The sequence below is a fragment of the Ruminococcus sp. genome, assembly GCF_016283395.1.
Window position 1 is genome coordinate 78,114 of record NZ_JAEEMU010000045.1, and the last position, 25,466, is coordinate 103,579.

Here is a 25,466-nt window from a genome sequence, read left to right on the forward strand (position 1 = left end):
GCAAAAATACAATAGCCTTATTAAAAAATAATATCGAAAAAAATATCAATACAAAAGGTTATTTATGATGCAATATAAACAAATAGGAATATATTATATCTTGACAGTAGGCCTTGTATGTGATAAAATAATTAATAGTATATATTAATGCAAATATGGAGTAAATACATGAAGATAATACTTGCTTCTGCTTCGCCGAGACGGCGCGAGCTGATGAAATATATAACCGAGGACTTCGAGGCTGTGTCTACGGACTGTGACGAAACTCTTCCAGATGATATTTCCCCTATGGCGGCTTCCGAGTACCTTGCTGTGCTTAAAGCAAAGGCTGCTGCGGAGAAATATCCCGACTGCACAGTTATAGGCTGTGATACCACAGTTATATGTGAGGGTGAGATACTGGGCAAACCAAAGGATAAAGCACAGTGTATCGCCGATATATCAAAGCTTTCGGGACGCACACATCAGGTAGTAACAGGCTGCTGTATTATCAGCGGCGGCAATATCAATTCATTCTCTGAAGTGACTGATGTTACTTTCAGAAAGCTCACAGCTGCCGAGATAGAAGCCTACGCTGATACCGATGAACCTTACGACAAGGCGGGCGGCTACGGTATACAGGGAAAAGGCTCTGCACTTATCTCCCACATTGACGGTGATTTCTTCAACGTTGTGGGACTTCCCGTAGGTCGTCTTTTCAATGAACTCAAAAAAGCCATTAGCCGTTAGCTTTTAGCCATTAGCGTTGATTTAAAGTAACCACGGACTGCCGAATAAGCAGTCCCCAAAATCTGTGATTTGGCTGGCAATGCTATATGCAGAGCTGGCAGCCCCTACAAATAACTAAGCACTAAGCTCTATAAACTAAAAACTTAATTATAAAGGAGTACCCAATCATGAACTCAACCGCATTTCATTCTGCTGACATTCTTATCCCTAAGGACTGCGATATGCACAAGTGGTCCGTTATCGCCTGTGACCAGTACACCAGCGAGCCTGAATACTGGGACGAGGTAAGCAATACAGTCGGAAACGCACCGTCTACACTTAACCTTATTCTCCCCGAGCTGTACCTCGAACAGGACGGCGTTGCACAGCGTATCGACAATATCCACTCTGCTATGGACAAGTACATTGCTGACGGCATCTTCACAGAGTACAAGGACGCTATGGTATATGTTGAGCGTACTCAGAGCAACGGCATACTCCGCCAGGGCATCGTTGGTGCTATAGACCTTGAAAAGTATGATTTCTCCAAGGGCAGCACATCAGAGGTAAGAGCTACCGAAGCTACCGTTATCGAGCGTATACCTCCACGTATCAAGGTAAGACAGGGGGCTCCCCTTGAGCTTCCTCATATTATGATACTCATTGACGATCCCGATAATACAGTTATCGAGCCGCTGGCAAAGAGCGTTTCGGACGACAGCAAGCTCTACGATTTTGAACTTATGCAGAACGGCGGCAGCATTAAGGGCTGGCTGGTCGACAAGTCCGCACAGGAGAATATCGACAAGGCTCTCTGCGCACTTGCCGATCCTGATACATTCTGCAAGAAATACGGTCTCAGCAATACTCCTGTACTTCTCTATGCTATGGGCGACGGAAATCACTCTCTCGCTACTGCAAAGGAGTTCTACGAGCAGCTGAAAAAGGCAAATCCGGGTAAGGACTTCTCAAATTACCCTGCTCGCTACGCTCTCGCTGAGATAGTTAATCTCCACAGCGATGCACTCAAATTCGAGGCTATACACCGACTTGTATACGATGTAGACTGCGACAAGCTCATTTCCGAGCTCACTGCTGCACTGGAGCTCTCCGAGACTAAGGAGTCCGACCAGTACGTGATCTGCACCTGCAAGGGCGTTGAAAAGAAGCTCTTCATCAACAAGAAGTCATCAAATCTGTCAGTTGGTTCGCTACAGAACTTCCTTGACGGCTATATAAAGGCAAACGGCGGAAAAATCGACTATATCCACGGTGCTGACACAGTTAAGTCACTTGCCGAGAAGCACAACGGAATCTCATTCGTTCTGCCTGATATGGACAAATCTCAGCTCTTCCCCACTGTTATCAAGGACGGTGCGCTCCCGCGAAAGACCTTCTCAATGGGACACGCAGAGGACAAGAGATTTTATATCGAAGCAAGAAAGATCGTTGACTAATGGAACTTCTGAAAAACCTCGCCAAGCTTCATACCACGGAGCTTGGCGTTCTGCGTATAAAACGAAATCTCGGTATCGAATGTGATGATACAGTCGCATGGTGCAGGGATAAAATACTTTCCCCCGAAGCTGTTATCGAGCGCAAAGGCAAGAACTGGTACATAACTGTAAACGGCTGCATAATTACTGTCAATGCCTACAGCTATACTATAATAACCGCACACAAACTCAGAAAGGAGCGATAACATGAATATCAGGAGATTTAAAGAATCAGATGCCGAAGCAGTTTCGGCTGTTGTCATAAAAACTATAAGAATATCCAACGTTAAGGACTACCCTGCGGAGCTTATGGAAGAGGTAGTTAAAAGTATGCAGCCCCAGAATATCCTCGAACGTGCAGGCTGGACGCACTTTTATGTAGTCGAGGACGGCGATAAGATAATCGGCTGCGGTGCTATCGGTCCTTACTGGGGCAAGGAGGACGAGAGCAGTCTGTTCACTATATTCGTACTCCCCGAGTATCAGGGCAAGGGCGTGGGCAGACAGATCATCGAAACTCTCGAAAAGGACGAGTACTTCCTCCGTGCAAAGCGTATAGAGATACCCTCGTCTATCACAGGCTGTCAGTTCTATCGAAAGTTCGGCTACGATTACAAGAACGGTATCGCCGAAATTGACGAGGAACACGTTTACCGCCTTGAAAAGTTCAGAGAAGTATAAGGAGTAAAAAATGTCCGATATTTTTTCAAGAACAGAGCTTCTCATTGGTGAAGAAGCTATGGATATACTGGCAAATTCTCGCGTTGCCGTATTCGGCGTGGGCGGAGTTGGCGGATATGCTGTTGAAGCTCTCGCACGTTCGGGAGTGGGCGCACTTGACCTCATTGACGATGACAAGGTATGCGTGACAAATATAAACCGCCAGATAATCGCCCTCGGCAGCACTGTGGGTATGTACAAGGTTGACGCGGCTGCTGAGCGTATCCGCGACATCAATCCCGACTGCAAAGTCACCTGCCACAAAATGTTTTATATGCCTGATACTGCCGATAAACTGGACTTTACACAGTACGACTACGTTATTGACGCTATCGACACAGTAACGGGCAAGATAGAGATAATCATGCAGGCTGAAAAGGCAGGTGTACCTGTCATAAGCTCTATGGGTGCAGGAAACAAGCTTGACCCCACTGCATTTGAGGTGACTGATATATACAAGACATCGGTATGTCCCCTTGCAAGGGCTATGCGCTATCAGCTGAAACGCCGCGGCATCAAGAAGCTGAAGGTTGTATACTCAAAGGAGCAGCCCATAGTCCCACAGGGACAGGCAGTTGATGACGGCTCGGGCAATACCGATATGAGAACAGGTGCGGCAAAGCGTTCAACTCCCGGTTCTACGGCGTTTGTACCGTCAGTTGCAGGACTTATCATCGGCGGCGAAGTAATAAAAGACCTTATAAAACTGAAAAAGACATGAAAAAGGACCTCTCATTCAGAAAGGTCCTTTCTCATTAATGACATATATTTGGTATGTGTAACATGGTCACGGAGGCTGTTTTTACTTCACAGCTTCAAAACCGTGCTGGAGGTCTGCAATGATATCGTCAATGTGCTCTGTACCTATGGAGAGTCTTACAGTTGTAGGCGTGATGCCTGCGGCAAGAAGTTCCTCATCGCTCAGCTGCGAGTGAGTTGTTGATGCAGGGTGTATTACCAGTGACTTAACATCGGCTACATTTGCAAGAAGTGAGAAGAGTTCGAGACTTTCTGTGAACTTCTTTGCGTCCTCGGCTGTACCCTTTATCTCAAATGTGAAGATAGATGCCGCACCATTCGGGAAGTAATTGTCGTATAACTCCTTTGCTCTGCCTGTTTTAAGTGAAGGATGGTTGACCTTTGCTACCTGTGGGTGGTTCTTGAGGAAGTCAACTACCTTGAGTGCGTTCTCTGTATGACGCTCAAGACGGAGAGAAAGCGTTTCAAGTCCCTGTAAGAGCAGGAATGAGTTGAAAGGCGAGATAGTTGCGCCCTGATCTCTCATGAGAGTTGTACGAAGCTTGAGTATGTATGCAAGGTTTCCGCAAGCCTCTGTGAATACAACTCCGTGATATGAGGGATTTGGCTTTGAAAGTCCGGGGAATTTATCATTCTGTGCCCAGTCGAATTTACCTGAGTCAATTACTACACCGCCCATTACTGTACCGTGTCCGCCGATAAACTTTGTTGCAGAATGTACTACAACGTCTGCACCGTGCTCGATAGGTCTGAGGAGATAAGGTGTAGCAAATGTATTGTCCACGATAAGCGGAATACCGTGCTTGTGAGCGATAGCTGCTATAGCTTCGATATCAAGAACATCTGAATTAGGATTGCCGAGAGTCTCAGCGTAAAGGAGCTTTGTATTGGGATTGATAGCCTTTTCAAAGTTTTCGGGATCGGAAGGATCAACGAATGTTGTTGTAAGTCCCTGCTCGCGGAGTGTATTGTTGAGAAGATTGAACGAACCGCCGTAGAGGTCTATGGAAGCTACGATGTGGTCGCCTGCTGTTGCGATGTTCTGTATAGCATAGCTGATAGCTGCTGAACCAGATGCTGTAGCAAGTGCGCCTGCACCTCCTTCAAGAGCTGCTATTCTCTGCTCGAATACATCAGAAGTAGGATTCATGAGTCTTGTGTAGATGTTTCCGCCTTCTGTAAGTCCGAAACGGCCTGCTGCCTGTGCAGAGTCCTTGAAAACGTATGAAGTAGTTGCGTATATCGGTACTGCTCTCGCATCTGTTGCGGGGTCCGGCTTCTCCTGACCTGCGTGTACCTGTATTGTCTCAAATTTATAATTGCTCATAACTGAACTTCCTTTCAAAAATTAATTATTATTGTTGTTTACTATCCATTATCTGATTTTCCGACACATTCGCTCGGAATTGATTATCTGTCTTATATCATTCATTTTAAGCACCTCTGTGTTTTTCTTTACTCATATCATACCACAGTAATAGGTATTTGTCCAATACATATGAATTATCATTTGTTATAGACTCAGTCTATAACTGTAAATAAAAAAAATCCCCGAGAGATCATCTCGGGAATTGAACGTTATATTTTGCTTTCCTTGAATACCTGCATCATCTCATTGGTGAGGCTGTGGTTGTAGGGCTGGAGCACTATGTCCTCGCGCTTGACCCATTCTGCGTATTTTAGCTCGCTTTCGTCCATATGTATCTCGCTGTCATCTTCCGCATCGCAGAAAAATCCCACAAGTATATCCTGTGCCATGCCCCAGGGCTGAGACTTATAATACCTGATATTTTTCACCTTTACGCCTGTTTCTTCCATTACCTCGCGCTCAACGGTCTGTTCGAGAGTCTCGCCGATCTCCGTGAAGCCTGCAACAAGGGCATTGTGTGCAAAACCGCTGCGATACTTTGTTATAAGTATACTGTCGCCTTTAGTAACTCCCACTATTACAGCAGGATTTATCCTCGGATACTTTGTATTTCCGCATCTGCTGCATTTCAGAGCACGTTCTCTCTCGTGAAAGGCAAGCTTTTCTCCGCATTTGCCGCAGTAAATATTATCGGAATACCATTTCCAGAGATGATATGCAGTAAAGGCTGCAAAAAGCTCCTTGCCGCTGCACTTGTCCCTGAGCTCACGTATGGTCATATACTCAAATGAGGGATAAGAACGCTCGAACTGAGTGAGTGAGATGAAATAATTCCTTTCATCAACAGAAAAGGCATAGACGCTGCCTATAGCGTCCATATCGCTTCCTTTCGGGAAAACTATCTCCCCGTCGCTGATATTTACAAGGAGTTTTCCCTCTGTGTCAAAAAACAATACCGTATCATCATTAGTCATAGTGTACGGTATGTACTTGTTGTCCAGTCTGCTCGGATATATGTCCTGTATCATTTTACCACCCTTTGCAACATTATATGTTATTTACATTATACGCCATATTGCTATATTTGTCAATTATAATCGAGATTTACGGGCGGATAATATCCGCCCCTACATTGCGCTCTTGTCGCTTTCATCGTAATTGGCGGACGACCAATGGTCGTCCCTACAGCGCATTTATGTTAATTGCATCGTAAGGCTCGGGCTGATGTAGGCATCAGCCCCTACAATCTACTTTCTACTTTCTGATTACTACTTTCTAATCACTACTCTCTACTTACTACTCACTAATCACTATGTACTAACCACTAATCGCTATAAACTCTTGACCTTTTCGGCAATTTGTGCTATTATATTTTGTATTGGAATAAATGGAGATAAGAGTAAGAAAGGATAAATATGCATTTTAATGAACTGAATTTATCACAGGAGCTTCTTCGTGCTGTTGACGAGCTGGGATATACGGAGATGACGGAGATACAGCAGGAAAGTATCCCCCTGCTCCTTGAAGGGCGTGACGTTGTGGGACGTTCCAACACAGGTACGGGTAAGACCGCCGCTTTCGGCATACCTGCTGTTGAGAGCATTACCGAGTCTGACAGAAAGTCGGCTGTAGTGCTCATACTATGCCCTACCCGTGAGCTTGCTATGCAGGCAAATGAGGAGATACGCAAATTCGCCAAGTACAAGGAGGGTGTGAAATCCTCTGCTGTGTACGGCGGCGCAAGTATGGAAAAGCAGATACACGAGCTGAAGCGCGGTGCTAATATAATAATAGGTACTCCCGGAAGAGTAATGGATCATATCCGCAGAAGAACTCTCAAGCTTGACAATATAAGGACAGTTATCCTCGATGAGGCTGATGAGATGCTGAATATGGGCTTCCGTGAGGACATTGAGACTATACTCGCCGATATGCCCGAGGACAGACAGACCGTTCTCTTCTCCGCTACTATGCCAAAGGAGATAATGGCTATCACCGAAAAGTACCAGACAGACCCTGTACATATCAAAATAAAGTCAGCACAAAAGACTGTAGAGCTCATCGAGCAGTTCTACTTTGAAGTGGCTATGGGCAGAAAGACCGATGCGCTGAGACTTCTCCTTGCGGCTTATAAGCCAACATCGGCTATGGTGTTCTGCAATACAAAGGCTATGGTGGATCAGCTCACTGAGGAACTCGTAAAGCACGGCTTCCGCGCAGCAGGTCTCCACGGCGATATGAAGCAGATACAGCGTACTCAGGTAATGAACAGCTTCAAGAACAAGTCCACGGAGATACTTGTAGCTACAGACGTTGCCGCAAGAGGTATAGATGTAAGCGGAGTCGATGCAGTGTTCAACTACGACCTGCCCCAGGACAATGAATATTATATCCACCGTATCGGCAGAACAGGCAGAGCAGGCAGGACAGGTACTGCTTATACTCTCATAAGCGGAAGAAGGCAGCTCTTTGACCTTCGTGCCATAGAAAAGTACACTCACGCCGAGATACGCGAAATGCCACTCCCCGACAAGTCTGATATCATTGCCATGAAAAAGGAAGCTGTAGTTAAGGAGATCTCCGAAGCCGCAGCAGGTCACGATGCTTATGATATTCTCGACAGACTTGCATCAACAGGTATCGACTACCGTGAAGCTGCCGCAAGAGTTATCGCTCAGATGCTCAGGGCTGAGACCGAGTCGCTCCCTGACTTTGAAAAGGCAAAGCCTCTCAGAAAGGGCAGGAACAGCGGTGCAAAGACTGTAAAGATAGTCATAAATATCGGGCGCAACCGCAGGATAGCTCCTAATTTCATACTGGGCGCACTTGTTGACGCTACGGGCATGACAGGCAAGGATTTCGGCAAGATAGATATATTCAACGATCATACTACCGTTGAAGTTCCCGAAGCTGAGTCGGAATACATCATTGAGAGTACGGACTCTATTAAGATAAACGGAAACAAAGTAGAAGTCAAGCTCTATAAGGGCGGAGAGAACCTTGCTCGCAGAGGCAGCCGCCGTCCCGATGACAAGCCTCGCTTTGACCGTAAAAAAGCCGCTTACGGCGGTAAAAAGAAGTCCGAGATATACACGGATTATATACCAAATCGTAAAAAACGCATGAAAAAAAGACACTGAGAGGTGATATGAATGAGCACTAAACATACTCCCGAGAAAAAAACGTGGATGCGTATCGCAGTCCTTGCTATTGCAGGACTTATGATAATCGGAGCTATCGTTCTCCCGTTCCTTTAATATGCAGCAAGGCTGCGGTTTCAGTTTTGAAGCCGCAGCTTTTCTTTTTCAGTGTAAGAGTGGTTAGTGATTAGTGATTAGTGAGTAGATAGCAGAGAGTAGTGATTACTACTTTCTAATCACTGCTCACTAACAACTAAGATATGACATATTTCTCGTACTCGCTGCATTATAATGGTAGTACAAGACAGCAAGTCAGGAGGTGTACCATGCAAACCATTTATGTTGATGTACTTATTGTACTGAACATTTATGTGAATTTCTTCCTGCTGCGCATTACCTCAGGTATTACCCACTCTCCCCTGAAAACAGGCAGATGTATTGCAGCGTCCTTATACGGGAGCTTCTTTTCGCTCATCATTCTGCTCCCACAGCTTGGAAGCATAACAGCTCTTATTATAAAGACTGCGGCGGCTATAAGTATAGTTGCGCTTTCATTCGGTATTCACGGCAGAAAGCGGCTTATTATCAATACTTTGGCTTTCTTTGCCGCAAATTTTGTACTGGCAGGGACGGTCTACGCTGTTTATTCCCTTTTCAAGCCTGAGTTCATGCACTTTAACAACGCCTGCTTTTACATAGACTTCTCTCTGCTCATACTTATACTTACTACAGCTGCTCTTTACGGAGCTGTAAGGCTGCTGAGAATATGGGTGGACAGGACTCCCGAGGGGAGCTACCGAGTGTTTATACGCAGCAGGAGCAAAGTCATATCAGTAAACGGTCTTGCGGACACAGGTAACGGTCTTGTGGATCATTTCAGCGGATCACCCGTTATAATATGTGCAGCCGAATACTTCACAGAGCTTACAGGCTCTGAGCTTGATATAGCTCATCTCCCCCGCGGATTCAGACTGCTCCCCTGTACGGCTGTTTCGGGAAGCGGACTCATACCTGTATTTCGCCCCGATGAAGTTATTATAAGCTGTACAAGCGGCGAAAAGAAGCCTGTAGACGCTGTTATCGGCTTCGGTGAATGTGGTGGGAAAGCCGTGTTCAATCCAAAGCTGCTGAAAATATAGGAAAGAAGGAGAAAATATGAACATCATCAAAAAAATCAGAACATTTCTGCAAAAGCACCTGCAAGGCGAGGTTTTTTACGTCAACGGCTCGGACACACTTCCGCCGCCTCTTACAAGGCAGGAGGAGGAAGAAGTCTTTTCACGGCTCATGCTCCATGATACAAGTGCCAGAAACTGCCTTATAGAGCATAATCTCCGTCTTGTGGTATACATAGCGAAAAAGTTCGAGTCTACGGGAATAGGCATAGAAGATCTGATTTCTATCGGAACTATCGGACTCATCAAGGCTGTGAACACCTTCTGTCCGACGAAGAATATAAAGCTTGCCACCTATGCTTCGCGGTGTATCGAGAACGAGATACTCATGTTTCTGAGGAAGTCCTCACAGTACCGCAATGACCTTTCTATTGATGAGCCGCTGAATATAGACTATGACGGCAATGAGCTTCTCCTGTCGGATATTCTCGGCACTGACGACGATATCGTGAGCAAGGGCATTGAAACAGAGGCAGAACGCGATATACTGAGAAGTGCGGTGTCCGAACTTGGCAAGCGTGAACGTGAGATAATGGAAATGCGCTTCGGACTCATTGACGGCAAGGAAAAAACGCAGAAAGAAGTGGCAGACTGCATCGGCATCTCACAGTCATATATATCAAGGCTCGAAAAGAAAATCATCAAGAAGCTCCGTGTGAAAATAGAAAGCATCTCCTGACGTGTTCAGCCCATAGCCTTTAGCAAGTTGAGAGCAGTATCAATTCATAATTGTAGGGGCGGCGTTCCCTACAGGCTAAGGGCTAATTGCTTAGGGCTCATTTTTTTCGCTGCGGCTGTTGATATTTTCATATTTTTATGTTATAATTATTTGTTGTGTATATTATGCTTTTTCGGGAGTAGTTGTATGAAAAAATGGACAGTCGGTATGCCCGACAGAAAAACTGTATCTTCACTTATGCTCAGCTGCGGTGTAAGCTCTCTTGCAGCCGCTGCTATAGCCTCAAAAGGTTATTCATCGCCTGAATCGGTCATGGAAGCCCTCAACGTTTCCGAGCTCTCAGACCCGTTTCTCATCAAAGATATGCAGAAAGCCGCAGATACCATAAATGCTGCCATTGACAGCGATGAGCGCATCTGCATTTACGGGGATTACGACTGTGACGGCATAATGGCTACAGTAATACTCTATTCCTACCTTGCCGAAGCAGGAGCGGACGTTTTCTACTATATCCCCGAACGCTCCGAGGGCTACGGACTCAATATGAAAGCCATAGACAGCATAGCCGAGGAAGGAGCTTCACTTATAGTCACCGTGGATAACGGTATTTCCGCAATTTCCGAAGCTGAATATATATACTCCAAGGGTATGAAGCTGGTAGTTACCGACCACCACCAGCAGGGCGAACTGCTCCCCCGAGCAGAGGCTGTAGCTGACCCTCACAGGCACGACTGCTTCTCCCCTTTCAAATATATGTGCGGTGCAGGCATAGCACTGAAACTCGTTGCTGCCCTTGACGGCGGCGACTACACTATGGCTCTTGAACAGTTCGGCGACCTTGCCGCAATTGCTACAGTTGCCGATATAGTAAGCCTTACAGGCGAAAACCGCTTCCTTGTATCATACGGTATGGAGCTGCTGAGCAATTCTGATCGTCCGTCCATAATGGCTCTTAAAGAGGTCTGCGGACTTACGGACAAGCCTGTGGACTCTCAGGTCATCGGCTTTGGTTTAGCTCCCAGGATAAATGCCGCAGGACGCTTCGGCTCTCCTAAAACAGCGGCGGAGCTGTTCCTCTGTGAGGACTACGATGAAGCCCTGACAGCCGCCCGTGAACTGGACAGGCTCAACAATATGCGCAAGGACGCTGAAAACTCAATTATTTCCGAAATAGAAGCCATGATAGACAAAGAACCGAAGCTTATCCGCGGAAGAGTCATCTTCCTCTGCGGTAAAGACTGGCATCACGGCGTTATCGGCATCGTTGCTTCGAGGATAGTTGAGAAGTTCGGAAAGCCCTGTTTCATTGCTTCCGAAACTGAGGGAGAGATACGCGGTTCAGCCCGTTCTTTCGGTGAATTCTCGGTATTCGATGCACTTACTGCCTGCTCAGATGTGCTTGAAAAGTTCGGCGGACACCCGGGTGCAGGCGGTTTCACCATAAAAAACGGCAAAGCTGATGAGTTCGGACAGCTCCTTGAAAAATATGCCCTCGAAAACCACAAGGTCATGCCTATAGCGGAGATAAAAGCCGATATACCTATATCTCCCACGGAGCTTACCGTTGAGAATGTACAGGGACTCAGTGTTCTCGAACCCTTCGGTACTGATAACGAAAAGCCTCTTTTCTACATTGAAAAAGCTGAGATAACCGATATCATGCCACTTTCCGACGGTGCTCACACAAAGCTGCATATAAAGCTCGGCTTCACTCAGGCTGACGCGCTCATATTCAGAAAGTCGCCAAGTGAAACAGGTCTGGCAAAGGGCGATATATGCGATATGATAGTTAATCTCGGTATAAACGAATTCCGCGGAAAGACCTCGGTAAGCATAGTTGTATGCGATATACGTCCGCATATGTTCGAGCAGAACAAGTACTTCGCGGCAAATTCCGCCTTTGAAGCTTTCCTGCGCGGTGAGGAGCTTCCGCAGAACTATTACCCAAGTATGTATCCGTCACGAGATGACGTTGTAAAGATATACAAAGCTATCCCCAACGAGGGAATATGCTCCGATACGCTGTATATAAGGCTAAATGACAGAAATATCAATTACTGTAAGTTCTGCATAGCCGCAGAAGCATTGAGACAGCTGGGACTGGTCACAGTCTCATGTTCAGATACAAAGATAAAAAGAGTTAAAGTCTCACAGAAAGCCGATCTGGATTCGGCTGCCGTTCTTGTCTCACTCAGGAGCAAGCTGGCAAAAAGCCACTGATAAAGGAGAATAGATATGACAGATGACATGAATGTATCAAATCTCATACATCACGAAAGAGAGATACCCATACCAGAATCTGCTATCCCAAGCAATCCGGAGGACTTTCTCAAGGATATCCCCGATTTCAAGGACGATTTCACCATTGAAAAGATCATACAGAAAATACTCACAGACGACAAGCAGTATGATCTGAGCAAGATAATCTCTGCCTATGAGTTCGCTGCAAAGGCTCATGAGGGTCAGAAACGTTCATCGGGTCAGCCCTATATCACTCATCCGCTGGCTGTAGCCTATACTCTGCTGGAACTTGGTATGGACACGGATACCATATGCGCTGCACTCCTGCACGATGTAGTCGAGGACACAGACGCTACTCTTGACGATCTGAAAAAACGCTTCGGTCAGGACGTTGCACTCCTCGTTGACGGCGTAACAAAACTGAGCAAAATACCTACCTCTACAAAAGAGGAACAGCAGGCTGAGAATATCCGCAAAATACTCCTTGCCATGTCTCAGGATATCAGAGTAATGATAATCAAGCTCAGTGACCGTCTCCACAATATGCGTACACTGAAATATCGTCCTATGGAAAAACAGCGTAATACCGCTCTTGAAACCATGAATATCTATGCTCCTATCGCTCACAGGCTCGGTATCAGAACCATGAAAGAAGAACTTCAGGATCTGGCTTTCCATTTCCTTGACCCCTACGCTTACTCGGAGATCGAGAATATCCTTGAAAACAAAAAGGAAGAGCGTGAAGCTTTTATTGAGATAATCAAGAGCCGTATCGCTCAGCGTTTCAAGTCAGAGGATTTTTCACAGCCGCCTCAGATAGACGGACGAGTAAAGAGTATATACAGCATCTACCGCAAAATATTCATCAATCATAAGAACATTGACGAGATATACGATAAATACGCTGTACGTATAATCGTTACCACTATTGCCGAGTGCTATAACGTTCTCGGACTTATCCACGATATGTTCAAACCCCTGCCAAACCGCTTCAAGGACTATATCTCCACACCTAAGAACAATATGTACCAGTCTCTCCACACAACTGTTCTCGGCAAGGAGGGTATCCCCTTTGAGGTGCAGATACGCACATGGGATATGCATGAAACAGCCGAATACGGTATCGCTGCACACTGGAAGTACAAAGAGGGCATACAGGGCAAGGACAAAATGGAACAGCGTCTTGCATGGGTACGTCAGGTCATCGAAGCTCAGCAGACCTCAGACGACGTTGAGGAGATAGTCCGCATCATCAAGACCGATCTTGACCCCGAGGATATAGTCGTTATGACTCCAAAGGGTATGTCCGTGAGCCTGCCTATAAATTCCACTGTCATCGACTTTGCCTACCGTATCCACACCGAGATAGGTCACAAGACCACAGGCGCAAAGGTGGACGGAAGAATAGTGCCGCTGGATTATAAGCTCCAGACAGGTCAGATATGCGAGATAATCACAAGTAAGGATTCAGATAAAGGTCCTAACCGTGCATGGCTCAGCATCGTCCAGACCAACGAAGCCCGCTCGAAGATACGCTCATGGTTCAAGAAGGAACGCCGTGAGGAGAATATCATCGAGGGTAAGACTCAGCTTGAACGCGAATTCAAGCGTCACAGGATAAACCTTACCGAAGAACAGTACACCGAGTTCTTACAGGACGACTTCAAACGCCATAACTGCGATACTCTCGAGGATTTCTACGCTTCCATAGGCTACGGCGGTATACTTCTCTCAAAGATAATGCCGAGACTTAAAGACAAGTACGAAAAGCAGCATGAAAGCGATGAACCGTCTGTAGTACCGCTCATCAAGCCAAAGCCAAACGGACGCAGCAGTATAGTTCTCGACCAGATAGACGATATGCTCATAAAGTTCGCACAGTGCTGTAATCCTCTCCCCGGAGATGATATCATCGGCTTTATCACACGAGGCTACGGCGTATCGGTACACACAACAAGCTGTACCAACTACAAGGCTGCTCTGGCAAGAAACAATCCCGAGGAGCTTGACCGCTGGGTTGATATACAGTGGACTGACAACAGCGATACTCAGCTACAGACAAGCTTTGAGGTAACTGCTACGGACAGAGTCGGACTTGTTTACGATATTTCCGCTATCCTCTTAGAAGCAAGAGTACCTATCGTACATTCCGCATCGAGAGTCCTCAAAAACGGAAATGCTCTTTTCGAGGGCACTATCGTTATTTCCAGCACCGAACAGCTCAAGAACCTTTTCGAGAAGCTCAGAAAGATAAAGGGCGTTATTTCCGTAGAAAGAGCCGCTATTTAAGGAGTAATTAACATGAAGATACATCATTTACAGCTCGGACCTCTCCGCGCTAACTGCTATATAGTCGAGACTTCCCCGGGAAGATGCGTTGCCGTTGATATCGGCGGCGACAGCAGACTGTTCCTGGAATTCCTCAAAATGAGAAAGCTCCGCCTTACAAAGATACTCCTCACCCACGGTCACTTCGACCACATCGGCGGCGTTGAGGAAGTCCGCAAGGCTACGGGAGCTGAGGTATATATCCATGAGCTTGACGCACATATGCTTGAAAGTGCGGCTCATTCACTGGCTGCGGATATGTCATTCATGACATTTACTCCCGTTACCGACTGGACCTGCGTATATGGCGACTGTTATATCAATGACGGAGAATGTGAATTCCGTGTGCTCCATACTCCCGGACATTCACAGGGCAGCGTGTGCTATATCTGCAACGATGCTATGTTCTCGGGCGATACACTTTTCTGCTGCTCAGTGGGCAGAACAGACTTCCCGGGAAGCAGTGCTTCCGCTATGACATATTCGCTGAACAAGATATACCACCTTAACGGCGATTACAAGGTATACCCGGGTCACAACGAGACCACCACCCTTGACTATGAACGTGAATCAAACCCGTATCTGGGACAATTCAGAGGAAAAAATGACGACTGATAATTCAAAAATGCCGATTGTACTGATCGGCAATTCTTTTAAATACGAGATCGAAGCCACATTGAAGCTCTTCTTCAATACTGCCCGTTATTCCTTCGGAAGTGACCGCAGCGAGGCTTCGGGCGATGCATATGTTATCGCTGAGGTTAGCGGTGATACTCTTTCCGCAGAAGTAAAGCTCCACGGAGAAGCTCCCGTAAACAGGAGCATTACTGTTGATGCTACTCAGGACAAGGAGCACGAGATATGCCGCCTTATCTATCATATTCTCTCCGAAAAAACAGGCATTGCTCCCCCGTGGGGACTTATGACAGGCATCAGACCCGTAAAAAAGGTCATTGAGCTCATGCGTCGGGAGCTCCCTAAAGATGAGATATTCTCAATACTCAAGGATAAATACGAAGTCACAGACAAGAAGTTGCAGCTTGCTTATGATACGGCTGTAAATCAGATTCCCATACTTGACAGGATAGACAGCTCGGCTGTGAGCCTTTATGTGTCTATCCCCTTCTGTCCTACAAGATGCAGCTACTGCTCATTTGTGTCTCACTCTATGGACTCAGCTATGAAACTCATGCCTGAGTATATTTCCGCACTCTGCCGCGAGCTTGAAATAATCGGAAAAATAGTTAAGGACACCGATACAAAGATAGATACTATCTACTTCGGCGGCGGTACTCCTACATCTGTTTCGGCACAGGAGCTCCGCGCTATCATGGAGACTGTGGAGAAAAACTTCGACCTTGACAAGGTACGTGAATACAGCGTTGAAGCAGGCAGACCTGATACTATAACCGAGGAAAAGCTCCATGTCATAAAGGAGCTTGGTGCAGAGCGCATCTCCGTAAATCCTCAGACTCTCAACGATGATGTTCTGAAAGTCATCGGCAGACAGCACTCGGGCGAGGACGCAGTAAAAGCCTTTGAGCTTGCAAGGAAAGTGGGCTTCAAAAACATAAATACCGACCTTATTGCAGGACTGCCTACAGAGTCCGCCGACAGCTTCCGCCATACTCTTGACCGCATGATAGAGCTTGACCCCGAAAGCATAACTGTACATACACTGACTATAAAACGTTCAGCAAATCTATTTGAGAGCGGCAGTTCCAACATCAAAAATCCTGCGGCTGAAATGGTTGACTACAGCATACCTGCACTTATGTCTCACGACTATCTGCCTTACTATATGTACCGCCAGAAGAATACCGTGGACAACCTTGAAAACGTGGGCTACGCCAAAAAAGGCTTTGAAAGCTATTACAATATATTTATTATGGACGAAACTCAGACCATTCTCGGTGCAGGCTGTGCAGCTTCCACAAAGCTTGTCTACCCTGATGGCAGGATAGAGCGTATCCATAATTACAAGTTCCCTTACGAATACATCAGGAGCTTCGACAAGCTCATGGATAAAAAAGAGGAGGTGACGGAATGCCTGAGAAAAATCAAGTCTGTACAGCCGAAATAACTGCACTTACTTCCGAGGGAAGCGGTGTATGCCGCGTTGACGGTATGGCTGTATTCGTACCCGAGACCGCTGTAGGCGATGTGTGCGAAATAAAGATAGTAAAGGTGCTGAAAAGCTATGCTTACGGTATCGTGGAGAAGATAGTAACCCCCTCGGCTGACCGTATCGAAAACACCTGCCCTGTTTATAAGAAGTGCGGAGGCTGTCTGCTGAGACATATCTCCTACGAGGCTGAGTGCCGCACGAAAAACGGCATAGTCCGCGACGCCTTTGAACGTATAGGCGGACTTTCTCCCAAATTTGATACTTTCCTTGGTGCTGAGGACACCGAGCACTACCGCAATAAGGCTCAGTACCCTGTTGCAAATATAGACGGAAAGGCTGTATGCGGCTTTTTCGCTCCGAGAAGCCACCGTCTCATACCTGTTACGGACTGCGCTTTACAGCCTAAGATGTTCCGTGATATCCTCGACACTGTTATAGCTTACATAAACGAGAAGAAGATATCCGCTTACGATGAAGCTTCAAATACAGGCATAGTCAGACATATCTACATTCGCCGCGGCGCACATTCGGGCGAGATTATGGTCTGTATCGTTGTTAGAAAGGACATCTCCCGTCAGCTTTCCGCGCTCTGCCGTCAGCTGTGTGAGAAATTCAGCGATGTAAAAAGCATCATTATGAACATCAACGACAGAAAGACCAATGTCATTCTCGGTGACAAGTGCGTTACTCTGTGGGGAAATGATACTATCTCAGATGTAATGTGCGGTAATACCGTGGAGATATCTCCCCTTTCCTTCTATCAGGTAAATACCGTACAGGCTGAAAGGCTCTATGCAAAGGCTCTGGAATACGCTTCACCAAAGGGTGACGAGGTAATTGCCGACCTTTACTGCGGCGCAGGCACTATAGGTCTTTCAATGGCTAAGCAGGCGAAGAAGATAGTGGGCGTGGAGATAATCCCTCAGGCTGTTGAAAATGCCAAGAGAAACGCGCAGCGCAACAATATAAATACTGCGGATTTCTACTGCGGAGATGCAGGAGAGGTGTTCGGAAAGCTCCGCAAAAAGGGCTGCGCTCCCGATATCATAGTAGTCGATCCGCCGCGAAAGGGCTGCTCGGCTGAGACTATAGATGTTATCGCAGAAGCTGCTCCTAAGAAGATAGTTATGATATCCTGCAATCCTGCTACTGCCGCAAGAGATGCAAAGCTCCTCAGTGAAAAGGGCTATAATGTGGAAAAAGTCTGTGGAGTCGATCTCTTTCCGCGAACAGGTCACGTTGAGTGCGTAGTTTTGATGTCTAGGAAAAAATAGAGAGCATAAGAAAAGTGCCGAAAATTCGGCACTTTTTCTCTTATGTATGAATGAGATGGACAAAGTCAAAAGGATTTTGATTGTCCTCGGGAACAAGTCTGGTGTCTTTTTCAGATACAGTGTTCAGTGACTTACTCAAAGCACCCGACCCTATGTAGTTCGAGGGAAGAAATCTGACCGTTACTCTCCTCCGTTCGGCTATCATTTCGCAGTGTCCTTCTCCAGTCCTTGCCAGCCGAACCGCATAATTGATATCAGAATTGACACAATCGTGATTGATTCGCTCACCAGTCCGCCCCATGAATTTACGATAATATCGTATATCAGCCAGCACGGTGATGCACAGGTGTGATTCATAAGACTGATGTTATTTATTCCTTGGCGGGATTTGCCTCAAAATTTCTTGTATTTCTGCAAGGTGCTTTGCCGTAAAAGTTATAGTATCAAAATTTCCAATCGGTATGTCAACTTTGCCTTCGTCAGAAACAACGTAGTCTTTTATGCTTTTTATGAAGGCCCTTCGTATTGGCTCGTTACGTCTGAGTGCCTCAAATCTTTTACTACATTCTAAGCAAAGAGCGAGTCTTAGTTGAGAAAAGAAGAATTCAGGCAGAATATCTATACTGTTAACTTCTATATATACTTTGGGTTTAGGATTTCGACACATTTGGCAAAAGCATAAATCCCTGCTTCCTTCAGGTGAATATGTATTCAAAATTATGTTTCTAGAATAGCTCCTATCATATGAATAAACTCTGTCATCATGTGTTTTTATTTTCTGAACTTTACACATTTCTTCTACTGTGATTATTCTAACAGGAGTTTTACAAAGCTTTTTTACGTGCGATATAAGTACCGCTCGATTTTCAACTTGCTCACTAGGAAAATCATATGCATAATCCATCGTATCATATCCTCCGTAAGAGAGGTAATCCAACTCATATTCTTGTAATAATGCTTCAGGCAATAACCCCTCACGATAAAATCCTCTTAATAATTCCTCGTAGTTCAAGAAATAGTGATCAGGATCATCAATTAACTCTTCTATATCATCCGCTGTTAGTTCATTATGGTATTGTATATCTTCATAATGAATGCCACTAAGTGATTCAGTTCCAATATCTTTAGCTAGACCTAAACACTCATCATGTACTGAAATGCCCAAAATCATTTCAGTAGTAAAGTAATTGGAAAGATCACATACGAACAAGGGCTTACATGTAATCTCATTGCACTGATTTTTGAGCGGAACATTGTATGAGGATAAGATCTTAAAGGAACCATTTTTCAGTAGCCTTCCTGAACGATATTCAGAAAGCAAAAAGCTATATATTGCAGATATATCATCTTCTTCGCATAATAACGCTTCTAATCTGTCATTATATTTTATGCGCTCAATCTCATGGCTCCATTCATTTATGTTATCAGAATAAATCTTTTCGCATAAGGATTTCGGCATATAGTGTTCATTCAATATATAATGATCGGTTCCGGATCGTGTTTCATTTCGTTTAACATAAATGCTTTTTTCTTTCCAAGCTATGTATTCCGTAACATTGGATTCAATTCCGTATACAGGTATTATTTGCAACTCTTTAATTTTAGACATGTAATCAGCAGGTGCTTCAGAAATATATTCATAAAAAGCATTGCGGAATACTTCATCTCTTATGAAGCGTTCAGCATATTTGAATAGAATCGGTATAACCATAGAATAATCAGCTTCTTCACATGATAAGGCGTTCAAAACAGAGTCATTATCGCTCGAACCAATATCAATAATGGACGAAGAATTAATCTCTTCATATTCTGATAGCGAAAGTTTTGTGATAATATAAATGGCAGCCTCTGGATAGCGCTGAGCTGTATTCTGAATAGGAACCGCAAAAATATCACGATTATATGTGGGGATTATTTCTTTCGAACGGAGCTGAGTTAACAAATCGTATCCATTTAGATATTTGTTATCAAATGTGTCATTAACATAACCGCGGATAGTTCCTTGGAATCTAGAAACAAACTTGAGATATTTAAATATATTAGAGCGTTCGTCTATTTTGAGTGAATCTATTACTTTCATCACTGCGACATACATTTCCCTGCGAATAATATCATTCCATTTTGATCCTTCTGTTTCAATTTCTTCTCTTGAAGTTGTTAATGAGAATGGTGCATCTATTGCCATTGGTATATTGAGTTTGTGCTTTGTTGGAAGTCCACAGTATAAAGGAAAATGATAATCTTTATTGATTGAATACTCAGGAACATAGCAAACAATCTGTTGTTCAGCAGAAATTTCACGGCTTCCATTCTTTCGTTCTTCTAATGCTGTCTCGTCCGTAATTGTAAAATAGTGATGAAATCGCTTAAAAACAAAATCACGATTTCCGATTGAGATAGTTCTTTTATCGTCAGTATCACTTATGGTTACAGTATGCTTTCCAATCGTCAGCTTTTTCAGATTTCTCAGACAAAGGCATAATTCCAAAATATCTTTTTCTTTGTAAGTTGGGAATGTTTCGCCTCCTTTTAGTTCGATTTCCATTTTGGTACCAGGTACCGTTTCGATAACATCTTCATTTATAATTTTGGGAATCGTAGGCTCTTTGTCACTTAACGAAAAATGATAGTCTCCGCTGTGAATAGTAACCTTAGATGCAATGGCAAATATGGTTTTGAACCCTACTCCTTTTTCACCAATGGATTGATTACTATGTGAAAGCAACTTATTTTTTGTAGATTCGCCGATGGCGGTGATTGAACGGATATTTGCTCTTGTGAAACCCATTTCATTATACTCGGTTGTAATTGCACTCCCATTCATGGATAACGAGAAAGTAGGTACAACCTCATTGTAATACAAGCAGTCGTCAGCATTCTGGAGAAGTTCTTGAATAAATCTACCTCTATCTGTACCAGCTTTTAGAATAATTTCAAGATAGCTTCTATACCCGCCTTTACCAAGTGATTCCTTGATAATTTTTCGTATGTTAGATAGTCTGCGAAGATATTCTTCATCGCTACAATCTCCGTTTTCATAATAGTCAAGTTCTTTAGATGCTTCTCGCATTTTAATAAGGATTGAAAAAGTATCTTTCTCATCTATCATATAGCAAAATGATGCAAATGATGATAATGGATTATTTGCGGATAACAGAAGAACATTATGACAAGGTAAGAAGAAATCATCTTTTTCACCCAAACACAAGCATTTATTATTACAAAACCGTAAGTAATTTCTCACAGTTTCTGGAACATCACTCATTTCAAATTCATCATCAAAAAGGTCAGATATTTCTTTAAAATCCGCATCGGTTATTTCTAATCCGAACCGCTTATTATTCTTTATATTCTCATTGCTTATTGCTCGTAATGTATTTGATAATTTTCTATGTTTTACGATGATTTCCAACTGAGCCTGTGATACTTTAATAGGTTCAAGCTTGCGTATCACCTCCATGGGATAATCATAATTAACAGAGTCAAGATAATCAAGAATGGCAGATGTTCTAACGGCTGAATCTAATGCCCTTTTGAACATCTTTTGCTTTACACCAGTTACTATTTTTATAGAAAAACGACTTGCCGAAACCGGCGAAAGGAATAGTGCAAGACGATACCCCATAAGTCTATATACCTTTTCAGGTTCTTCTATGTTTTCGCTTTCACTAAAACAAAATACTTCATCTGATTTCTTGTAATCATTATCGACTGTATAGAAAACCGGCAAATCAAGATAATGAGAACCGCTAAAGCATTTTTGTTCTGTAAGGCACTCCTCTTTACCATTATTTATAGCAAAAAGGCTTTTGCCCTTATCAGGTAAATACCTGACTATGTTTTCTTTAACAACGTGAGAATAATCAAGAAAAACCTTATCCATGAGTTCGGACAGGTATCTACTTGCTTCCTGAAACCAAAGATTATTCTCCTGCGGATCAACAAACTCTCTGGAGGCATCAAGTTTGAAAGGCACATGACATACGATAGGTACAGTAAGTTTAAGCTGAGTTGGGAGAAAAGAGTATAATGCCCCGTTACCGATTTCCGAAATAAAGTCAGAATCTGGTATAACTACACATAGAATCATAGCCTTTCCGTTTTCCTGTCCGACCTTCGTTTTATCGCCATAACGAGCTCGGCAGGCTTCTTTGGAAAACTTGATATAAGACGTGTATCGTGTGCAGTGTACCTCTTCTTTCACATTCACTTCTGAGCCATTTTCATAGTCTCGCAAATCAACAGAAATCACAATTCCTTTTTCAACTTTAAACTGATTGGAACCATCATTTCCGGTGCGGGATACATGAAATTCCATACTTCTGAAATCATCGTAATAGAATTTTAACGATGTAAGTTTATTCAAAAACAGAAGAGGATTGCGAGAGAAAAGAGCATCTCTTTTACAGTACTGTTTTTTTATTTCCTTATAAAGCTGTTTAGCTTTGCCAGGTACATATAGCGTCATCTGCGTTCCGTTACAGTATTCAAAGGAATTATAAATCGGAACAGGAATCGTAAAATTCTCTTTATAGAGTTCAAAAGAGAACCAACCGCTTCTGATCCATACTCTGTTTGCTACTCCAAATACAGATTTAAAGCCGATTCCTTTTTCACCTATCTGATTCTTTTCAGAAGAAACGTTCTTAGCTGCTTCTGCAATACCTGTGATTGCAAATACGTTAAATGGCGAAAAGCCGACTTCGTTATATGTTAATATGATTTCGTCTCTTGCAAAATCAAAACGCATATCAAGCTTACAGTCAGCACTGTCTTTATAATCGCAGTCATCGACATTCTGTATTAGTTCAAATATAAAGCGCAGACTATTAGAGTACAGACCGTCTTCTCCAACTGATAAAAGAGAGTTGAGCAGCTGGGGATAGTTATCACCATGAAGCTTATCGTTTTCTGCAACAGCTTCCCTGAATTTTTTCAGCAATTCTATGTAGTCTTTACCATTCTCGGCTGAAATAATCTCTGCTGAAACAACCTGCTTTAGACCGTCACGCAACTGTTCTAGTTTGCGTGAACCGAGATCTCGACAGTCGATCATTCCATAATCGCTTTGTAATTGACGGAGTGTTGTCATTTTAATCCCCCACAATCGTGATGACACCATTTACCAATAAAGCAGATAAAACATCCGCCTTATCAGCAGTTGCTTTTATTTCTGAAATCTTTCGAGTATATTTAGCACGAACAGTCTCCAACTCGCTTTGACGCATACGTTTTATATTCTCGTCATAGGCGTCCTGAACCTGCTGTTCCAGTGAGCGAATTCTATTGCGGAATGTATTCGCTATACTTTCAAGCTTAAATGATTCGGTTGATTTAATATCGCTTTTATGCTTTGCGCTGGCTTCGAGCCACATCTTAACATGACGTTTTTCTATGTCAGTCCAGTCAAACTGACCATCTGGTTTGCCTTCGGAATTAGAAGCATCTTCTAAAAGGTATGGTAATTCTGAGGCAATCTTTTCATTCGCACAAACTGTAAGCAATTTTGTATAGGGATTATATCCTGTATATTGCCAAGCATAGATTGAAAAAACGTATGATCCCGAAGGAATATCAGAAGTGTTTAATGTTAAATGCAAATACGGCTCTTCACTATGACCAAAGTATTGTGCCGCTTGCTTTGCCAGAGGATGCATAGCGGTAACGAAGAAGCTGTCTCGCTCTTTTGAAGCGGTCTCCGGGTCAAATGTGATACTATGGTTAGGTTTTTTACCGCTTAAATAGTTTTCCCATGTTCTTCTAAGAGCATTACGTCCGCCGGAGAGCTTTTTCAGATCATCTCTCAGTATCTGCCTTGCTGATGCAGATAGACGCAGTGTTTTAAGTGAGGATTCACCTAAAATATACTGACCTTTTCCTACACGGGCAGTAATATAGTTTTCTATCAGTTTTTGCAGGAAGTATCCGGAAATCCACGGATTTTCTGCTTTTTTAATTTCCTGAGAAGTAGACAGTTCTGTCAGATCAAAGCCGAAAAGTTCTTTTTCCTCATCTTCAAGACGGTTGAGCTCCTGCATTTTTCTGACTTCATTATCTGCCATCTGTTCAAGTTTTCTGTTTCGTTCTTCTTCTGTAAGGGTAGTATCATAAACGAGTGAATCAATATCAGAAGCAATCTGTCCGAGGATTTCTTCACAGTCGCCGATACTTCTCTCAAATACGCCGATACGCATAAGGCATCTGTGGTATATGTCTGCATCGACCGTACCCTCGGTAATGATATTGTAGATGTTTACTGCATCGCTCAACTGACCACGACGGTCAATTCGTCCTATTCTCTGTTCGATTTTCATAGGATTCCACGGGAGGTCATAATTTATCATCATATCGCAGAACTGATAATCAAGACCCTCTGAGCCGACTTCGGTAAACAAAAGAATATCTATAGCATTTTCGTTTTCACGAGGAAGTTCAAAACGTGATTTCAATTCGTATCGTGCATCATCTTTAACACTACCATCGATCTGTTCAACTCTAAGTCCGCATTCAGACAGTTTCCTTCTTAGATATGACAGCGTATGCCTGAATGTGCTGAAAATCATTATTTTGTTGTTGAACTGCTCCTGTTTTTTACAGATGATATTATATGTCTCTTCAAATTTCGGGTCTTTTTCGGGGAGATTATCTGCCATCATCAGCGCTTTTTTTGCAAGAGATGAGATTTCATTTAATGATTTATCATCAACATCATTGACTAAATTATCAGGATCATAGTCCAACTGCATCAAACGTCTGCTGATAATATCCCTGATGTATGGTGCAAGTCCAAAAATACAGCTTGCAGCTTGTCTGCGGATCGTGCTTATCATAAAAGCAACAGAATTCGCATTATGGAGTGTAGAAAGTGCTTCGTGTTCAAAATTCAACAATTCATCGTGGAGCGTCTGCTGATAATCAGTAAATGAAGTTGAAACAGTATGAGATCGTCTTACGCAGAAATCCTGTATATCACGTCTTCGGGTTCTGTTGAGCATAGTACCGAAACTGTGCAGTGACTCAATATCAGAAATAAGCTTTACACGTTCTTCTCGGTTTATTTCATTACTTTCAAGGCGGCGCAATATATCATTATACAATGGATTCTCTGCTATAACATTATCGCCCCATTGCGTTTTTTGAAGGTCAAGTAGTTCTGTTGTCGCCTTTTCATTCCAGCCTTCTTCCATTGCCCGAACTAAATGTACAGCACGGGAGATATTAGCGTTCGGACGTGACATCATCTCAAACGTATCTTTATCCACAACAATATCAGGACGAAGAACGTTGAGAAGCGTGAACAGATCATTATCGCTTGTCTGTAATGGCGTTGCGGTAAGCATTACGACAGCATCTGCATGGTCACAAAAATATTTCGTACACTTGTAGGCAAATGCCTTTTCTTTATCATCGCTGCCGTTTCGTATATGATGAGCTTCATCAACGATAACT

At 43.8% G+C, this 25,466-nt stretch carries 18 protein-coding genes; 13 read left to right on the top strand and 5 right to left on the bottom strand.

Features of this window, described 5'->3' with window-relative positions:
- The first annotated feature begins 168 nt into the window (after positions 1-168).
- The 5 genes from QZZ41_RS11125 (at position 169) to QZZ41_RS11145 (ending at position 3,645) form a co-directional block, all read left to right on the top strand.
- Positions 169-729: a nucleoside triphosphate pyrophosphatase gene (locus QZZ41_RS11125; RefSeq protein ID WP_295071923.1), complete on the top strand. Its 561-nt coding sequence runs from the start codon at positions 169-171 to the stop codon at positions 727-729.
- A gap of 167 nt (positions 730-896) precedes the next feature.
- Positions 897-2,165 carry a DUF1015 domain-containing protein gene (locus QZZ41_RS11130; RefSeq protein ID WP_295071925.1) on the top strand — a complete coding sequence of 423 codons (1,269 nt, stop codon included), beginning with the start codon at positions 897-899 and terminating at the stop codon, positions 2,163-2,165.
- Positions 2,165-2,410 carry a DUF3781 domain-containing protein gene (locus QZZ41_RS11135; RefSeq protein WP_295071928.1) on the top strand — a complete coding sequence of 82 codons (246 nt, stop codon included), beginning with the start codon at positions 2,165-2,167 and terminating at the stop codon, positions 2,408-2,410. The genes QZZ41_RS11130 and QZZ41_RS11135 overlap by 1 nt, the downstream gene beginning before the upstream one ends.
- A 1-nt stretch (position 2,411) precedes the next feature.
- Positions 2,412-2,885 carry a GNAT family N-acetyltransferase gene (locus tag QZZ41_RS11140; protein WP_295071931.1) on the top strand — a complete coding sequence of 158 codons (474 nt, stop codon included), beginning with the start codon at positions 2,412-2,414 and terminating at the stop codon, positions 2,883-2,885.
- Between the two features lie 10 nt (positions 2,886-2,895).
- Positions 2,896-3,645, top strand: a complete 750-nt coding sequence (locus tag QZZ41_RS11145; RefSeq protein WP_295071934.1) for a tRNA threonylcarbamoyladenosine dehydratase — start codon at positions 2,896-2,898, stop codon at positions 3,643-3,645.
- A gap of 81 nt (positions 3,646-3,726) precedes the next feature.
- Here QZZ41_RS11145 and QZZ41_RS11150 read toward each other — a convergent pair whose 3' ends face one another.
- Together QZZ41_RS11150 and nudC are read right to left on the bottom strand one after the other, a co-directional pair.
- Positions 3,727-5,010, bottom strand: a complete 1,284-nt coding sequence (locus QZZ41_RS11150; protein ID WP_295071937.1) for an O-acetylhomoserine aminocarboxypropyltransferase/cysteine synthase family protein — start codon at positions 5,008-5,010, stop codon at positions 3,727-3,729.
- Positions 5,011-5,261: 251 nt separating this feature from the next.
- Positions 5,262-6,080: an NAD(+) diphosphatase gene (nudC, locus tag QZZ41_RS11155; protein ID WP_295071940.1), complete on the bottom strand. Its 819-nt coding sequence runs from the start codon at positions 6,078-6,080 to the stop codon at positions 5,262-5,264.
- A 387-nt stretch (positions 6,081-6,467) separates the two neighbouring features.
- On the opposite strand from nudC, the gene QZZ41_RS11160 reads away from it, so the two are divergent.
- The 8 genes from QZZ41_RS11160 to rlmD all read left to right on the top strand — a co-directional run bounded on the left by QZZ41_RS11160 (position 6,468) and on the right by rlmD (position 18,017).
- Positions 6,468-8,192 carry a DEAD/DEAH box helicase gene (locus QZZ41_RS11160; protein ID WP_295071943.1) on the top strand — a complete coding sequence of 575 codons (1,725 nt, stop codon included), beginning with the start codon at positions 6,468-6,470 and terminating at the stop codon, positions 8,190-8,192.
- Positions 8,193-8,518: 326 nt separating this feature from the next.
- Positions 8,519-9,331 (top strand): sigma-E processing peptidase SpoIIGA, encoded by an 813-nt coding sequence (locus tag QZZ41_RS11165; protein ID WP_295071946.1) that lies wholly within the window; start codon positions 8,519-8,521, stop codon positions 9,329-9,331.
- A 16-nt stretch (positions 9,332-9,347) separates the two neighbouring features.
- Positions 9,348-10,046: an RNA polymerase sporulation sigma factor SigE gene (sigE, locus tag QZZ41_RS11170; protein ID WP_295071948.1), complete on the top strand. Its 699-nt coding sequence runs from the start codon at positions 9,348-9,350 to the stop codon at positions 10,044-10,046.
- Positions 10,047-10,232: 186 nt separating this feature from the next.
- Positions 10,233-12,266: a single-stranded-DNA-specific exonuclease RecJ gene (gene recJ / locus QZZ41_RS11175; RefSeq protein ID WP_295071951.1), complete on the top strand. Its 2,034-nt coding sequence runs from the start codon at positions 10,233-10,235 to the stop codon at positions 12,264-12,266.
- A 15-nt stretch (positions 12,267-12,281) separates the two neighbouring features.
- Entirely contained in the window at positions 12,282-14,576 is a 2,295-nt protein-coding gene (locus QZZ41_RS11180) for a bifunctional (p)ppGpp synthetase/guanosine-3',5'-bis(diphosphate) 3'-pyrophosphohydrolase (RefSeq protein WP_295071955.1), read from the top strand.
- Positions 14,577-14,588: 12 nt separating this feature from the next.
- A complete protein-coding gene (locus tag QZZ41_RS11185) occupies positions 14,589-15,230 on the top strand; it encodes an MBL fold metallo-hydrolase (RefSeq protein WP_295071958.1) in 642 nt (213 codons plus the stop codon).
- Positions 15,220-16,698, top strand: coding sequence for a coproporphyrinogen dehydrogenase HemZ (gene hemZ, locus QZZ41_RS11190; RefSeq protein WP_295071961.1), 1,479 nt, complete (start codon positions 15,220-15,222; stop codon positions 16,696-16,698). The genes QZZ41_RS11185 and hemZ overlap by 11 nt, the downstream gene beginning before the upstream one ends.
- Positions 16,662-18,017 (top strand): 23S rRNA (uracil(1939)-C(5))-methyltransferase RlmD, encoded by a 1,356-nt coding sequence (gene rlmD, locus QZZ41_RS11195; RefSeq protein WP_295071964.1) that lies wholly within the window; start codon positions 16,662-16,664, stop codon positions 18,015-18,017. The genes hemZ and rlmD overlap by 37 nt, the downstream gene beginning before the upstream one ends.
- A 201-nt stretch (positions 18,018-18,218) precedes the next feature.
- Here rlmD and QZZ41_RS11200 read toward each other — a convergent pair whose 3' ends face one another.
- From QZZ41_RS11200 to QZZ41_RS11210, 3 genes are all read right to left on the bottom strand, one after another.
- A complete protein-coding gene (locus tag QZZ41_RS11200; protein WP_295071967.1) occupies positions 18,219-18,374 on the bottom strand; it encodes a YgjV family protein in 156 nt (51 codons plus the stop codon).
- Positions 18,375-18,384: 10 nt separating this feature from the next.
- Positions 18,385-23,109: a hypothetical protein gene (locus QZZ41_RS11205; RefSeq protein ID WP_295071969.1), complete on the bottom strand. Its 4,725-nt coding sequence runs from the start codon at positions 23,107-23,109 to the stop codon at positions 18,385-18,387.
- A 1-nt stretch (position 23,110) separates the two neighbouring features.
- The coding region (locus tag QZZ41_RS11210) for a helicase-related protein (RefSeq protein ID WP_295071972.1) at positions 23,111-25,466 on the bottom strand (2,356 nt) is incomplete at its 5' end.